General features: G+C 53.1%; 16 protein-coding genes. 8 read left to right on the top strand and 8 right to left on the bottom strand.

From position 1 onward, the window contains the following. Window positions 1-7 precede the first annotated feature (7 nt). The 4 genes from EI42_RS16590 to EI42_RS16575 are packed head-to-tail and all read left to right on the top strand — an operon-like array spanning window position 8 to window position 4,116. A complete protein-coding gene (locus tag EI42_RS16590) occupies window positions 8-475 on the top strand; it encodes a hypothetical protein (RefSeq protein ID WP_111323740.1) in 468 nt (155 codons plus the stop codon). Continuing rightward, window positions 450-1,010 (top strand): hypothetical protein, encoded by a 561-nt coding sequence (locus EI42_RS16585; protein WP_137686421.1) that lies wholly within the window; start codon window positions 450-452, stop codon window positions 1,008-1,010. The genes EI42_RS16590 and EI42_RS16585 overlap by 26 nt, the downstream gene beginning before the upstream one ends. Beyond that, window positions 1,007-3,661, top strand: coding sequence for an Hsp70 family protein (locus tag EI42_RS16580; RefSeq protein ID WP_111323738.1), 2,655 nt, complete (start codon window positions 1,007-1,009; stop codon window positions 3,659-3,661). Before EI42_RS16585 ends, EI42_RS16580 begins: the two co-directional genes overlap by 4 nt. Then, window positions 3,658-4,116: a hypothetical protein gene (locus EI42_RS16575; RefSeq protein WP_111323737.1), complete on the top strand. Its 459-nt coding sequence runs from the start codon at window positions 3,658-3,660 to the stop codon at window positions 4,114-4,116. Before EI42_RS16580 ends, EI42_RS16575 begins: the two co-directional genes overlap by 4 nt. 57 nt (window positions 4,117-4,173) lie before the next feature. Here EI42_RS16575 and EI42_RS16570 read toward each other — a convergent pair whose 3' ends face one another. The 6 genes from EI42_RS16570 to EI42_RS16545 form a co-directional block, all read right to left on the bottom strand. After that, on the bottom strand, window positions 4,174-5,880 hold the full coding sequence (locus EI42_RS16570; RefSeq protein ID WP_170142689.1) for a WD40 repeat domain-containing serine/threonine protein kinase: 1,707 nt from the start codon (window positions 5,878-5,880) through the stop codon (window positions 4,174-4,176). 267 nt (window positions 5,881-6,147) lie between these two features. Next, window positions 6,148-6,597, bottom strand: a complete 450-nt coding sequence (locus EI42_RS16565; RefSeq protein ID WP_111323735.1) for a hypothetical protein — start codon at window positions 6,595-6,597, stop codon at window positions 6,148-6,150. Next, entirely contained in the window at window positions 6,560-7,408 is an 849-nt protein-coding gene (locus EI42_RS16560; RefSeq protein ID WP_111323734.1) for an alpha/beta fold hydrolase, read from the bottom strand. Before EI42_RS16560 ends, EI42_RS16565 begins: the two co-directional genes overlap by 38 nt. A 368-nt stretch (window positions 7,409-7,776) precedes the next feature. Next, window positions 7,777-8,151 (bottom strand): MerR family transcriptional regulator, encoded by a 375-nt coding sequence (locus EI42_RS16555; protein ID WP_111323733.1) that lies wholly within the window; start codon window positions 8,149-8,151, stop codon window positions 7,777-7,779. A gap of 342 nt (window positions 8,152-8,493) precedes the next feature. Further along, a complete protein-coding gene (locus tag EI42_RS16550) occupies window positions 8,494-9,039 on the bottom strand; it encodes a hypothetical protein (RefSeq protein ID WP_137686420.1) in 546 nt (181 codons plus the stop codon). Window positions 9,040-9,490: 451 nt separating this feature from the next. Beyond that, the gene (locus tag EI42_RS16545; RefSeq protein WP_246046548.1) at window positions 9,491-10,231 is read right to left on the bottom strand and encodes a metallophosphoesterase family protein; all 741 of its coding nucleotides are present in this window, start codon (window positions 10,229-10,231) and stop codon (window positions 9,491-9,493) included. 360 nt (window positions 10,232-10,591) lie between these two features. On the opposite strand from EI42_RS16545, the gene EI42_RS16540 reads away from it, so the two are divergent. Continuing rightward, window positions 10,592-11,068 carry a GNAT family N-acetyltransferase gene (locus EI42_RS16540; RefSeq protein ID WP_111323730.1) on the top strand — a complete coding sequence of 159 codons (477 nt, stop codon included), beginning with the start codon at window positions 10,592-10,594 and terminating at the stop codon, window positions 11,066-11,068. 62 nt (window positions 11,069-11,130) lie between these two features. Here the strand turns inward: EI42_RS16540 and EI42_RS16535 are convergent, their stop codons facing one another. Continuing rightward, window positions 11,131-11,913, bottom strand: coding sequence for an SDR family oxidoreductase (locus EI42_RS16535; RefSeq protein ID WP_111323729.1), 783 nt, complete (start codon window positions 11,911-11,913; stop codon window positions 11,131-11,133). Window positions 11,914-12,172: 259 nt separating this feature from the next. Between EI42_RS16535 and EI42_RS16530 the strand changes: the two genes are divergently transcribed. Then, window positions 12,173-12,841 (top strand): haloacid dehalogenase type II, encoded by a 669-nt coding sequence (locus EI42_RS16530; protein ID WP_170142688.1) that lies wholly within the window; start codon window positions 12,173-12,175, stop codon window positions 12,839-12,841. Window positions 12,842-12,886: 45 nt separating this feature from the next. On the opposite strand, the gene EI42_RS16525 is transcribed toward EI42_RS16530, so the two are convergent. After that, the gene (locus EI42_RS16525; RefSeq protein WP_111323727.1) at window positions 12,887-14,242 is read right to left on the bottom strand and encodes a glutamine synthetase family protein; all 1,356 of its coding nucleotides are present in this window, start codon (window positions 14,240-14,242) and stop codon (window positions 12,887-12,889) included. Window positions 14,243-14,645: 403 nt separating this feature from the next. Between EI42_RS16525 and EI42_RS16520 the strand changes: the two genes are divergently transcribed. Continuing rightward, complete coding sequence (locus tag EI42_RS16520; protein WP_111323726.1) at window positions 14,646-14,981, top strand: DMT family transporter; 336 nt, start codon at window positions 14,646-14,648, stop codon at window positions 14,979-14,981. Further along, window positions 14,981-15,295, top strand: a complete 315-nt coding sequence (locus EI42_RS16515) for a DMT family transporter (RefSeq protein WP_111323725.1) — start codon at window positions 14,981-14,983, stop codon at window positions 15,293-15,295. The genes EI42_RS16520 and EI42_RS16515 overlap by 1 nt, the downstream gene beginning before the upstream one ends. Window positions 15,296-15,320: the final 25 nt, after the last annotated feature.

Below are 15,320 nucleotides of genomic sequence, written 5' to 3'. Positions count from 1 at the left end.
AGGTTCCATGCCCGACCAGGAAAAGCCCAATCCTTTCTGCGTGCTCAGGCTCCCGACGGGCTCCACGCTGGCTGAAATCGTCGCTCGTGGCGAGGATCTGCACCAGATCGCCGAGAACAAAGAGCAGGCGATGCTTATCCACTGGGCAACCGAGCAACTCAAGAGCAATCCCGAAACACGCCTTGAATATGAGCTCCTCGAGCTTCCCGACACGCGGTACGAGAACGAGGAATGGGAGAACTTCGCCCGCAAACAGCGCCGCAAGCCAATCACGCTGGCCGCGCTGGCAAAAGAGTCGCAGCCGACACCGACGCAACAGGTCAATATGCCAGTATTACTGCAATCCCTTCTCAAACTCGCACAGAAGGTTGAGAAAGCGGACATAGAAAGCGTGCTCGATCACGCGCCCTGTGTTCCAGAATGCACAACACCAGCAATGGAGGAGTGGAATGTCATCAGTGAACTCATTTCCTGATTGGAGCGCTTTTCAAAGACGCGAGACTCTGAATCGAGCGGATGAGATGATACCACCCACAGCCGCGATCGAACAGGTTCTCCATATACTGCATAGTGAGCGGATGGCATTTCGACAACAGCAGGAAGCCTCTCTCTCAGCCACCTTCGATCTACTGGCAGAACAGGCGGTGCTCCTCTATCAGCTTGACATGCTGCTCGCCCGATACAAGGAACGATTTGAGAATGCTCCGTCCCCGCCGGAAGAACGACCTCCGTTCAAGCATATTCATAAGTCGCTCTCGATTCTGAAAGAACAAATGCGCGACGTGCTTACAAGGGCAGGCATTGAAATCATCGTCCCTCTGGGAAAGACCTATGCCGACGTTAAAAATATAGTCGAGATCGAGCACTGGCGACATCATCCCGACTACACCGAAGAACTGGTCATAGAAGTGCAAGAACCAATTATCCGTATGCAGACAGGCGATACCGTTTTGATCCGCCAGGGGCGCGTGATTATGGGCGCTCCCGAGACAGCGAAGGAGGATGCATGACCAAACAATTTGTCAGCAAAGCAGTGGGCATCGATCTCGGCACAACAAATAGCGCTGTTGCGATTATGAATCGAACCGATACTGAAATTATTATTCACAAGGATGCTCGTACTCGCCGCGAAACCACACCAAGCTGCGTCTGGAAAGATCCCAGAACGCACCAGATCGTGGTAGGCTCCAAAGCATTTCAACGCATCGGCACAACTCCTGAGCCGATTCGATCAATCAAGCGCTTAATGGGCCAGCAGACGCAAGTTCGCCTCAGCGACGAACTACTGACCCCCGAACAGGTATCAGCCCTGATCCTGAGCGAGATGAAGCGGCAAATCGAAGAGGATGCGGCAGCGCTCTCTACCGATGACACCACCTGGATCGTTGACCGCGCCATTGTCACCGTCCCGGCCTATTTCGATCAACCCCAAATCGAGGCGACGCGCAAGGCCGCCGAAATAGCAGGCCTTCAGGTTCTCGAGCTGCTCCACGAGCCAACTGCCGCCGCAAGCTACTATTGCTGGCAGAATCAGGTGCAGAACGGTGTCTTCCTGGTCTACGACTTTGGTGGCGGCACATTCGACGTCTCGATTCTTCGCTGTACCGAGGGCTCGTTCGAGGTTCTGGGCATTAGCGGAAACAACCGTCTGGGCGGAGATGACATCGATGCCACACTAGCTGAAGAGCTGCGTCAGCGCCTTATCACCGAGGGCTACGAGCTGGATCTAGACGTCAAGAACGATCCCGAAGATCGTCACCGCTTCGAGAAGCTCAAATTGCTTGCTGAAGGCGTCAAGAAAGCGCTCTCCACCGCCGATGAGTTCATTTTGCGCAGCCAATCGAACCTCTATGATAAAAATGGGCTTCCGGTCAACATCGATATCCCGTTTGAGATCGGCGACTTTGAAAAGCTCATTCAACCAATTGTAGAACGAACAATCCCCTATTGCCATCAGGCGCTCGATCTTGCGCGCCAGAAAGCGGGCATCACGCTTGCCGACGTGGATGCGATTATTCTTGCGGGCGGCACAACCCATATTCCACTGGTACGCGAGCTGGTGCGCAAGCATTTCTGTCAGGACCCGGCCATCAACGAGCCGCGCGCCAAATGCACAGAGCCAGTCTATAAGAAAGTTGATACCATCGTCGCGCTTGGGGCCGAGATCCGCGCCGCCGCAACGGGTGGGCTGGTGATCTACGATGAGCAACGCAGCATCCGCGCCCTCTTCCGCGGCATCAGTGCAACCTCGTCGAAACAGATCAACATCGGCGGTACCATTGAGGCACTCAAGCCGGGAATCGACCTTACGGGCGGCTTCATTCGCCTGACCATTGCCAATGTAAGCTTCGATGATGAGCAGGAGCTGAAAAATGGCGGCATCTTCGGCTTTACGCGCGTCCCACTTCAGCCGGGGATCGAGAATCAGCTTGTCTTCGAGATCTTTGACAGCAGCGGAACACCACTTGCTCGCCTGCATCGCACAATCTACCAGAGCCAGGACGCTCTTCGTCCGACCGGCGGGTCAGTTGGCACGGCCCTCCTTTCAAAATCGATTTACCTGGAAGTGAGCCGCGATGGCAAGCCCTATCGCAAGGAACTCATCAAAGCCCTTTCGGCCCTCCCTGCCAGCAAAGAAGACGTTTTCTCTCACCCCGGCGACACAACGCGACTGCGCCTGCCGCTCTACCAGAACAAGAAGAAAATCAAGGAAATCGTCGTCGATGATCTGCCGTTGCTCCCGAAAGGCACGCCTGTTCGCTTCACCCTGCATGTTGACGAACTTGCCAGTATCACCGTTCGCGGCAACGTCTCCGATAAGACCTTTGAGATGCATATTGACCCGCCACCCAAGCGCGACCTCCCACGCGAAAACGAGGTCCTGGCGCTCGATGAGGCCTTTCAGAATATCGCGCCCAGACTGTCCGATAGCCGACAACACATCGCCGATCAGTACCAGAAGGCCCGCAGGAGCTACGAGGAGGCGCTGAAACGCGAGGAGATCGAGCAGGCAATCCACGATTTTGAAGAAATGGAAGAGCTTATTGAAAGCAACAAACCAGTCGAACAGCAGCTCGAACCGCCTGTAGAGGTCTTTGAGGAGTTGATCCAGGATTGCAACGAGATCAATCGTCTCCTGGATGCGTATTTCGCGCAGCATGGCCAACGCCCACATAACTATAACGGGCCCGACATGCAACACGAGATCGAGAAGCAAAAACGCAAAGGCGAACAGGCCATTGTGGCTCACGATCAGGTCTCCTACGCTGATGTGCTGGTCGCGCTGCATGCGATCCGCGATCACCTGGGCATCGTCTACGGTCAGATCGTCGAGAACCCGGAGACGCTCACCGAACCCGAGCGAGCAGCCAGACAAATTCGCTATGCCCTGCTCGATGCGGATGAGATCGAGCAACTGGCGCGCGCCAAAAAACAAAGCGATGTCCAGAACGAGATCATTCTGCTTCGAAACCAGCTCAACGCGTCCACCCGCGACCTGCAAAGCAATCCGCTATTGGTGCTGCGTCGCGTCGCTCAGGTTCGCGCCCGCCTGCAACAGATCAAAACTATGGTAATGAATGCAAAAGCGGTTGGCTCAAGCATCGGAGAATTGGTCGAGGATATCTCGGCAGATGACGCCAAAAGGAGAACGCAAGAATGAAGCTCTTCTGCCCCGAGCCGAGTTGTCGAGCGGAAAACCTCCCCACAGCCGATATATGCGCACGCTGTGGTCTCCCGCTAAAAGCATACGCGCAGACCCTTGATTACGCGGCCCGGCTCTTTAACAGAGGACTGGACCTCGTCCAGCAGCATCAACTGGAGCAGGCGCGTGAATGTTTTGCCGCTCTCGTCTACTGGTACCCGCATGACCGAGAGGCACGGAACGCGCTTGCGATGACCTGCCTGATGCTCAATGACCTGATCAGTGCAACCGAGCACTGGCAAAAGGTGCACGAACAGGCGCCTTCTGATAGTATCGCCAATCAAGGTCTGGCGCTCACCACCTCCTGGCAGAAGGGGCCACATCTCATGAACGTGCTTCCTGAGTCGATGCCAGCGCAGAGCGGCAAGGGTACAAGAGTTGTGATCGTCAAGAAGAAGCGCAAGAAGAAATAAAACGCTTACCAGCAAGCGCCAGAAGTCCCACGGCTTGAGCCGGGAGGAGTGTCAAGCTTATGTGGTCCAGGAGTCGGGAGCCTGCCAGAGCAGCACCTTCCGCTCCAGGCCACCCGAGGCAATGCACGCGGTAGCAGGTGCCCAGGCAAGAGCCCTGATACCGCCTGTATGGCCGCAATAGACATATACCTGCTTCCCGCTGATGGCCTGCCAGACATGAATCTGTGCGTCGTCGTCTCCCGAAGCAATCAACCCACCATCAGGCGACCAGCAGACCGCAAATACACCGGCAGTATGCTGCTGATAGCACTGCACCTCTTGCCCGCTCTTGATATTGTAGACGCGCACCGTTGTATCATAGCTTGCAGCAGCCAGATACGTGCTATCAGGCGACCACGCTAGCGCATAGACCCCGGCCTCACAGCGATAGCTCATCAGCTTCTTGCCCGTCAGCGCCTCATACACATGCACCCGCGTATCGTAGCTCGCCGAGGCCAGATACAGGCCATCAGGCGACCACGCTAGCGCGAGCACCTCATCTACATGCCCGATAGAGGCTGTCAGATTTTTGCCGCTCTGCGCCAACCAGAGTTGAATAGTCCTGTCACTGCCTCCCGAGGCCAGATAGCGCCCATCAGGCGACCACGCTAGCGCGAGTACCTCATCTACATGTCCCCGGCAGATAGTCAACGTCTTCTCTCGTTCAACCTCCCAGATCTGAATACGGCGATCGCGGCCTGCAACAGCCACCAGAGTCCCATCAGGCGAACAGGCAATCGCGGTTGCCTCAAGCAAAGCACCGCGCCTGCACCCCAGATCTTGCCCGGTCTCTGCATCCCAACGATGCAAGGCGTTCTCGCGGCTTGCCAGCAAAAGTTGTGTGCCATCAGGTGACCATGCAAGCGATGTCATCAGATCAGCCTGCCCATCTAGCTCAAGCAGTGTCGTCCCGACAGGAGGCCTGCACGCCTGCTCGAAAGCCTCAACGAAATCGCTCACACTGGCAAAACGCATCCCGGGATTCTTCTCAAGCGCCTTGAGCACCACTTTCTCGACCGCCTCCGGCACGTCGGGGTTTTGCTCAACAATTGAGGGCGGCTCGGCTTTGAGATGCTGCGCCATGATTTCTGTCCAATTCCCCCGAAACGGTGGGACACCAACCAGCCACTCATATACAATAGCCGCCAGTGCATATTGATCGCTTGCGCGCACCGGCTGCCCCTGAATCTGCTCGGGCGCCATATACACCGCGGTCCCGGCGATCCCGGGAGCCGCCGCCGGATTCCAGCTCAGCGACGTGGTGACAATCCCGAAATCACTCAGGAGAATCTTGCCATCCGAGCCGACAAGCAGGTTCTCCGGCTTGACATCTCGATGTACCAGCCCCTCATTATGCGCGTATTGCAGCGCTGAACCGATTTGCCGAACATACGAGAGCACCGTCTTGAGCGGAAGCGGCTCCCGATGCGGGTGCAACTGACGCAGCGTGCCCCCTTCGATATAGTCCATGACAATAAACGGCGTCTCGCCATCAATGCCAAAATCCCTGATGCGCACAATATGCGGATGTTCCAGTCGCGAAGTGCGAGCTTCGTTCAGAAAGCCCCGGAGGCTCTCTTTCCCGGTCTGCGAGTTCAGGATCTTCACCGCATAGCGCTTTCTCCCGGGGATCTTTTCGGCAAGAAATACCTCTCCGAAAGCGCCCTTCCCCAGAGGCTGCAAGAGATAGTAATTATCAATTATTGTCTTTTTTGCCTCTGCCATACACCTGATGGTTTCCTTCCATACCAAGAATGGGGGTACCATTTTCACCGCCAGCACGCTTTTCTCATGCCGAGGATCGTGAAGGGAAGCAACACACAAAGCTTCCGATTTCATTGTACAACCAGAGGCAGGTTTTGGACAGTGAAATAGACCACAAAAGAGCGCTTCTGCTGAAATGGCGCTCTTTCACGGTCAGACATAGCACAATGAAACACAGTGGCATACTCCGTTCATGACCGGGATAAGATCATGCACGAAGGGACATTTTCAGGGTTGCGCAACCCCGAGATCGGTTCCATTATCAGCCCCGCCGCCGCTATAGGCATTGGTTCCCTGATTGATTGGTTTACGCCTTCTGATCTCCTCTTCCGTCGCTTCTTCAACCCGCGTCGGTGTGTCAACACCGCCACCGGTCAGTTTGCCGCTGGCATCGCGCAGTGTCTCTTCGCTGACTGCATCACCAGCATCATTCGTTTCCGATATATTCGTCATATCGCTCAAGCGACGAATCTCCTCCATCGTGCGCCGGTTTCGTCCCTCATTTTTCTTTTTTCCTGACATACCTTTTTCCTCTTTTCTTCTGAGCAAACGCGCATCAAACAACGCTTCCAGGTAGTCTACATCCTCTACACGAACCGGCGGCACAGATGATGACAGCAAGCGCTCACCGCCGTTTGTTTCAGGAAGAGTGGAGCCAATCAAGCAGCGTTTGCTCAAAACGGTCGGGCTCCTCATACATCGGGTTATGCCCGCTCCGCTCAAAGATGACCTTCCTCACGTGCTTGTTGGCAGCCTCGATCCCGTCCCAGAGCGCTACAGGCCCGATCAGGTAATCATAACGTCCCAGGCAGAGCAACACCGGTCGATCAAAGTGCAGCAGATGCTGCTTCATATCAATTGAGGCAAAGGCATTTCCCCACAAATAATCGATGATCGGCATATTTGGATGAACGCCCTCCCACAGCGGAGCCGTATCAAAGTGATAGTCATAGAATGCCTGAGCTCTCGTCCGAATCAGCAGATGCACAAAGCGATGCTCCGGGTCACGTTGCACGTCGCGCTGGAAGAGGGCGAAATCACGCTCAAAGCGCTCCTTTCGCTCTGGCTCGGCAGTCTCAACGAAATAGGCAACACTCTGTTCCTGTCGCGCCGGACTATTCGTCGGAGCCGAATTGAGTAAGACGACTCTACGCGCCGCTTCAGGGTACTTTTGAGCATATTCCAGCGCTAAAAAGGCGTGCCCGGAATGCCCCACAATCACGACATCGCCCAGGCCGAGCTGCTGTCTTGCTTCCTCAATATCATCAACAACGCGCTCAAAACGGTAATCTTCCGGCCCATAAGAAGCGGGAGCGACTCCGAAGCCGCGATGATCGATAAAAATCAATTGCACTTTTTTTCGTAGTGCAGGCGCAAAAAGACGCGAATAGTAGAGCGCACTACCAACCACCAGGAGCGGCGTTCCTTCCCCTTCAATCCGATATGTGAGCGTGAAACCGCCTACAGAAAGCGTACCTTGCCTTTCCATAGCCCTTTCTCCTTATACACTTTTCTACCTATCAGTATTTCTAAGCATGCCAATATCCACAGGCAACACCATAAGGAGTATTCCCCGACTGCTTCAAAGTCAGAAGCACAAGGAACTTCCACCTATCTCACCAGGTGCAAAAGCGCACAGTTCTGCGATCGGTTGTCTGCCTGTGTGTGCCACCAACAAGCATCGAAGCCGCCAACTGAAACAGGAAGCGAGCCTGTTGTGCTTCTACCCGGCAACGCTTGCCTTCGACGCCTGCAACATACGAACGAATGAGACAGGCTCAGAAGCCCACGCAATGCTGGCCAACTGATATCAACGCAAGAGAGCGCTTGATTGACACAATCACATATGCATGTTCATCAATCGTCATGGGTACCACCTGCGGCTGACACAGCCTCAAGATAGCGCTCGATATTTGTCCGTAGATCCTGAAGAGTCTTGATATGCTGGTCAATCTCTTCGATTTTCTGGTAAAATTGAGCAAGCTCGGTGTCATGAGGCGGAGTGCTTGTTTCCACGTGTTGCGTAAAACAGGGAGCAAGCAATTGAATATCATCCAGCGTAAAGCCCAGAGCAAGCAGCGAGCGGATCTTCCTGACCTGCTCGATTGCTTCCGGTTCATAAGAACGGTACCCATTTTCCTGACGCGTTGCCCGTAATACCCCCATCTGATCATAATAACGAAGGGAACGAATGCTCGCGCCCGTCTTTTTAGCCAGCTCTCCGATATGCATTGCGTTGTTCCTCTTTCTGCGCAGATCTTACACCCTGACAGTCATGTGAGAGTCAAGCCCTTTCCCGGGTTCCCTCTAAACTCATCTTATCATATCAACGCCACCATTGGCTTCATCAGCTTCAAAACAGGAAAACGCAACTATATCTTGTGCTCCTTCACACGCAATGCCAAACAACAAGGCAGTTCCCTTAACACCTCTATTCTGCTATACTCATTTTTGTCTATTTTACAACCAGAAAGGCCCTGTATTTTACCAGGGATATGAAAGCCCGAAAGGAACAAACACACCATATTCAATTATGTGAGCAGGGAAGCTTCCCCTATACGCAACCCATTTCAGTCATTTATCAACCCTGAAGCTCTGAGAGGTCTCCTGCTGGATCAGCATCGGCTCGTCCTTTGGCTGCTCTACGGTACGCAACAGGGCATAGCCGCTGAAGGCCAGCGCACAGAGCAGCGGGTAGGGAGCGATCTGAAAAAGAAACGTCTGGGTGGTCGCAATGCCCGCACTGATCTGCGGGTTATTCAGCAATTCTATGAGTGGGGCAAGAACACTGTTTTTGGGCATGACCTGCCGCGCAAGATCATTGAACAGAGAAAGCACGCAGGAAAACAGCGCGATCCCTCCGACCACCCAGAAACTCCATGCAATCGTTCGAGCATAGCGAATAACCCGCATCCGCCGAATACATAAAGCAAGCCAGAATGTGCCAAGTCCCATCGCGAGCGGTATCAGCACGTCAAACGGCTCCGCGATGAAGATCAGCAGGAAGCGCATAACACCCCACGGGACCGCCAACCAGTTCAGAAAGGCAAGCCCAAATGAGACAAAGAAGGTCGATCCAAGCGATAAGATAAGTGAGCTATACAGAAGGAAGAAACCCACTTTATCCCACTTTTTCAGCGTTTCACTTGAATGCGCATGTAAAGCATAGAAAAATGGGAATAACACAATAACTGTAATACGACAAACAAGATCAAAGAGATAGGGCACTGCTAGTAATAGAATGAGCGGCAGGTTTCTCGACAAATCAAAAGGAATTACGATATAGAATATCACATAGGAAAGGAAAAATGAGAAAATAGACCCCAGAGATGCCAGAAACAGCAACCTGCCAACCCTACGAGAACGCGCTATCGGTTCCATATGTTCCTCTTCTCAATTACATTAGCGAGGTAGAATATACTTTCTACTTCTATTATACGAATCCCGCAAAATAGCAATGGGTTTATTTCGCTTTCCTGCACTCGATATTCCCTCTATTTCCTCCCAAAAAGAATAATGCCGAACGAGTCATCCTCCTCAAAAGTGGTAACTCGTTCGGTCAACCGTCATTTTAGCCTGCCATGCGTTCCAGCATATCGGTTGCAGCAGCTACAGAGGGCGGATGAAGCACATTGCGTTCCGAGAACTCTTCCGCCTGTGGGTAGCCACTTTTGCGTATTTTTTGCGCCGCCGCTTCAACATCATATTCCGTCCGCCGAAATTCATAACCGTCGGGACCAAGCAGCAACCAGTACGCCCCGGGCTGATCCATAAACGGCATTCCGACACTGCCTGCATTGAGAATCTGGATATTGCCGGTCCGAAGCTCAAACTGCATATGTGTATGCCCACAGATCACCTGTTGCGCATCCACCTCTGCAAACAGCGCTGCCAGCCGCTCCGATGCCGTCCGAGGGGTAAAAATCTCGAGGTCACTCCGAGGAGTCGCATGGCAGAACAGGATCTCATCAAGGCGAAGCGTTTCAGGCCAGCTCGCAAGCAGATCGCGCTGCTCATGGTTGAGCTGGTCAGCGACCCAGCGCGTCACCTCCTGCCCCTTCTCTGACAGGTTGGCAGGCAGCGGCAAGCCATCAAAAGCGGTCACAACCTCGCGATCGCCATTCCCCCGCAGGAAGCGAACCCGCTCCCCAAGCGACAAGAGCCGTTCCAGCACTGCGAGCGGCTGCGGTCCAGAAACGACATCTCCACCAACCACAATGACGTCAGGGCGTACCGTCTTGAACTCGTCCAGCACGGCTTCTAATGCAGGCAGATTGCCATGAATATCATAGAGAGCTGCGATTTGCATCATTTTTCCTCTTTTTGAGTATCACTATACCAAAGAAGAGCAGGCACGGAAAAGCCTTTTTCTATGCTTAAAGCATAGGATGATAGAGAAATCAGCGCACCGAATACATCGAACAGGATTGCGCCATATCGTGAAACCAACGTCTATCAAGCCTTCCCTGGCTTTCTTGATAGCATATACAGTACAAGGATGAAATGTACAGATAGATGTTTTTCCTCCCCAAAAACTACCTTCATAGATATAGCATATATAATAAAATAAAACAAGCTATGAAACAGAAAACACTCTCTTTATTCAGAATAATGTGGTATACTGTAAATAGATTCGTCAAGGGCGTACAGAAGCCCGTTCACAGGAGATATAATGACTGATACTGTAACACTTCGAGAAGTTATAGAAAGCGATCTCCCCATCTTCTTCACGCATCAGCAAGATTCTGAGGCCGCATACATGGCTGCATTCACGCCTAAAAATCGAACCGACTGGGATGCATTCTCTCGTCACTGGACAATGATTCGTAATGCTGACTCGATTAAAAAAACAATCCTTGCCAATGGAGAGGTTGCAGGGCACATCCTACAATTCGAGCTTATGGGCGATCCAGTGGTTGGTTACTGGATTGGCCGGCAGTACTGGGGGAGAGGGATCGCCACACAGACGCTTACACTCTTACTCGATATCGTTAGCGTGCGTCCGCTCTACGCGATGGTCGCAGCCGATAATATCAGATCGCGTCGTGTCCTGGAGAAATGTGGCTTCACCATGCAAGGCAGCGAGAGAAGCTACGCGAACGAACGCCAGGAGATAATAGAGGAGTTGATATTCAAGCGAGAGGCCTGACGACTATTTGAAGAAATTTTGGCGACTCCTTTCGCATCAGAAAGGAATCGCCAGTGTCACGCTCATTGCTGATTGACCGTAACTGCTCCCTGATTCACCTGTCGCGTAGGATATACAACCATCTCTGAAACATCGACGTGGGCAGGCTGCTCAAGCGCATAGATCATCGCATTCGCCACATCCTCCGATGTCAGAGGCTGCAACCGCTGAAGCGCTGCCCTTACCTCATCGCTATATCCCGCTACTGTAGCGAACCCGGTTGTTACCGAACCCGGGGCAATGTTCGTCACTCGAACCCCCTGTGGAGCCACTTCCTGGCGCAGGCCCTCGGCAATCGCATTCACCGCATACTTGGACGCGCTATAGGCGCTACCTCCGGGATTCACGCTGCGTCCCGCGATTGAAGAGGTGACAATTACATGTCCATGACCCTGCTTCAAAAGCGGAGCCACTCCATACTTCAACGTCAACAGCAAGCCGTAGACATTGGTATCGAGCATCTCCTTCCAGCGCTGAATGTCACCATCCACCAGCGGTGCCCGATATCCGAAACCGGCGTTCGCGATCACAATATCAAGCCGTCCCCACCGTTCCAGTGCCTTCTGCACGGCTCCCTCAACCTCCTCTGGATTGCGCACATCGCCCGCCACCAGAAGCGGTTCTGTATATCCTTCTGCAACCGCTTTCTGAGCCAGCTCCTGTAATTTATCAGTACGACGGGCAAAAAGGACAACCCGAGCTCCACGCTGAAATAACAGTCTTGCCACCGCCTCCCCAATCCCGCTGCTTGCTCCCGTCACAATCGCCACTTTATCTTGAAGAGAGGTTCTCTGCTGATAGTCCATCACTATTTTCTTGTACTCCTTTCGGTCTAACCATAACAACATGTCCTTGTTCCTGTGAGGTAATGTACATCTTTGAGCGCACTCTAAGTCAAGTGGAATTTCTACCAGTTTTCAGAGAAGCCAGAGAATTTACTTTCCCGACCAGCCACACTGGCTAAGCGAAGTAGTCAAAGGGTATAATAAAGGAGCTCCTGTAAAAACAGGCGAGGAGTTCACTTCTTCTTTTTGTAGAATGGTGCGCATATCCAGGAGAGAAATAATGCAGAAGGAACAGTACTGGGCAACTTTTGATTGCTACGGCACGCTGGTCGATTGGGATACAGGCATGTATCAAGCGATTGCCAGCATCGCCCCCGAGCAGGTCGAGCAGCTCTTTCCCCTCTGTCACGCACTGCAAAACGAGATCGAGGCCGAGCAACCATTCCGCACCTATCGACAGGTGCTTGCGGAATCGCTGCTTCGTGCCAGCACGCAACTGGGCATAACCCTCCCCCCCGGCGGTGAGCACGTGCTTGCGGACACACTTCCCCGCTGGCCTATCTTTGCTGATGTTGGCCCGGCTCTACAGGCGCTTCGCGACAACGGCTGGAAACTGGTCATTCTCTCAAATGTGGATAATGATCTGATCGCGCAGACGCTGCAAGCCTTTCCCGTCTCAATTGATGCGGTTATCACAGCCGAAGAGGTACGCGCCTACAAACCTGCCCTGAACCACTTCAACATATTCCAGCAGCGTTTTCAGGTCGATAAAGAACACTGGGTCCATATCGCCAGAAGCGCCTTTCACGATATCGCGCCCGCGCACACGCTCGGCCTCCGCTCTATCTGGGTCAATCGCGCGCACGAGCCTGCGCCGCCTCTTCCACCCACAAAAGAGATCCCTGATCTCACCGGGCTGCTGGCAGCCGTACAGGAAGTGATAGCATAAGTTGTGCTGGAGAGGGAAGGGCGTGACCTCTTCCCTCTCGCGTCATTAGTACTTATAGAAATGCTGTAATGCTTCTTCTTCCGGAGTTTTCTCCTTAAAATAGGCGACCTCGTTTCGCTTGACCGCAAGATAAGCCGAGCTCAGCAGGGGACCAAGCGCCTCAGTCAGCACCTCGTCCTGTTCCAGCTCGTTAAGCGCCTCTTCAAGCGTCGTCGGGAAGCGCTGAATGCCGAGCCGCTCGCGTTCCGCATCACTATAGTTCCCCGGATCGATCTCCTGCGGCTCGCCGGGATCAATCTTCCGCCGAATGCCATCCAACCCGGCAGCAATCAAGCCGCCAAGCGCAAGATAGGGGTTGCCGCTATGGTCAGAACACTTCAACTCAAGGTTGCAGGACGCCGCCTCACGTCCGTTGAAAAGCGACGGCACGCGAATAGCTGCCTCCCGGTTATCAAAGCCGTAGACCCCATAGGCCGAGCTCCAATAGTGAGGAAGCAGACGCCGATACGAATTCGGGCTTGCGCATGTCAGGGCGATTAAAGCTCGAATATGGTAGAGGATACCGCCAATAAAATACTTACCAAGCTGACTGAGCCCACCGCGCTCGCCTGGATCATAGAGCAGATTCGTGGAATTGCCTGAATCATTGCTCCACAGACTGAAGTGAATATGCGCTCCGTTTCCTGCCTGATCCAGAAACGGCTTCGGCGCAAATGTGGCATAGAGTCCATGCTGATAGGCCACGCCGCGCACCGTCTCGCGTACCAGACATACGTTATCAGCAGCTCTCAACACATCGGCATGACGCACCGAAAGCTCCTGCTGTGCGGGGCCAAGCTCAGTATGAAATAGCTCAATCTCGATACCTTCGGATTCAAGCGCCCCTAAAATCGCGTCAATCACCTCAGCCTGCTGGTCAAGCCCGATGCTGCTATAACACAGGCTGTTATCGGCAGGCACAAACGCGCCATTCTCTCGCCGAGCCAGATAAAACTCATGCTCAATCGCTGCTTCCGCTCGCATGCCTTCACGAGCCAGTTCGGCACACATACGCTTGAGGAAGGTACGTGGACACGCGCCCCAGGCCGAACCATCGGTCTGACGCATATCACAGAACATGGTGCCACTCTTTGGAGCATAGGGCAGCACCACAAACGTATCAGGATCAGGGATCAGCCGATACTCACCAATCGGCCCCAGACCTTCCACCGGGGCCAGTTGCTCTACACCGCTAAACGCCTGCATGGCAAATGTCTGACCGATGCCCTCTTTCATTCGACTCGCCAGCCGAGACGCGTGAGTCGCTTTACCGCGAATGATGCCGCCATTATCACAATACAGAAACCGCACCAGTCGCAATTGCTCTTCCTGCGCTTTCTGTACGACATCCTGAATATCCATTGGTATTCTCCTTTTCCAAAGAATCTCACTCTTCCTAGAATACAACAAAAATAGCGCGAGAAGCCAGGAAAGAGTGAACAGGTACCAATCACTTGCACAATACAACAAGCATAGAATCATGTAAATAGAAAGTATTTGAAGAAGTACCTATTACCTATTGCGCTACAGGAAATGGCACTCTTTTTCGCACCTCTGGCTGCTTGCATCGCTTGAAGGAAGGGAGCGGTGTTTTCAGAGAAAAGCTCCATAAAACAAGCAGTATATCAATACATGTCATTACACAATACGCCCGCTGTCGAGTATAATAGAAATTTCAGAAACGATTCTCACTCATCACAGGGCAGAGGCGAGTGAGAAGAGGAGCCATCGCTTCTAGAAAAAGTGGAGAGAGGGAGGATGTGTTATGAGTAAAGCATGGTGGTGCTTGTTCATCGGCGGCCCGCTGGAAGTCATCTGGGTCTCGGGCATCAAATACGCCACGAGCTGGTGGCACTGGCTGATTACCGTTGCTTTTATCCTGTTCAGCTTTAAATTGTTTTTTGAGGCCGCCGAAAAATTGCCACTCGGCACCGTCTATACTGTCTTCACAGGCATCGGGACAGCCGGAACCGTGATTACAGAAATACTTTTCTTCGGTGAGGCGATCAATCCATTTAAACTATTCCTCATCGCGACCCTGACTGGCGGCATCATCGGACTCAAGATGCTCACCAGTGAGCGAAAGGAAGGGCAGGCCTGATGGCATGGGTTGCACTCTTTGCCGCGGGTCTCTGTGAAGTGCTTGGCGTGCTCGCTTCACGACGCGTTCTCAGCTATCGCCACTGGACATCATACCTCCTGGTCACCCTGGCCTTCGGGTCCAGCTTTGTGCTTCTATCGCTTGCCATGACCGGAATATCAATGGGAACCGCTTATGCTGTCTGGACCGGACTTGGCACCTGTGGCAGTACCATCCTCGGTATGTTTGCTTTTCATGAACCAAAGGAGTGGAGGCGTATTTGTTGCATCAGCCTCATTCTGGCCTCAGCTATCGGGCTAAAACTCCTCCTCTAAAGAGCGAATGCCCGGCCTTCCTATG

Source organism: Thermosporothrix hazakensis, from assembly GCF_003253565.1.
In the GTDB taxonomy this organism is placed as follows: Bacteria; Chloroflexota; Ktedonobacteria; order Ktedonobacterales; family Ktedonobacteraceae; genus Thermosporothrix; species Thermosporothrix hazakensis.
The sequence above is the reverse complement of the archived record's forward strand: the minus strand, read 5'-3'. Positions and strand labels throughout refer to the sequence as shown.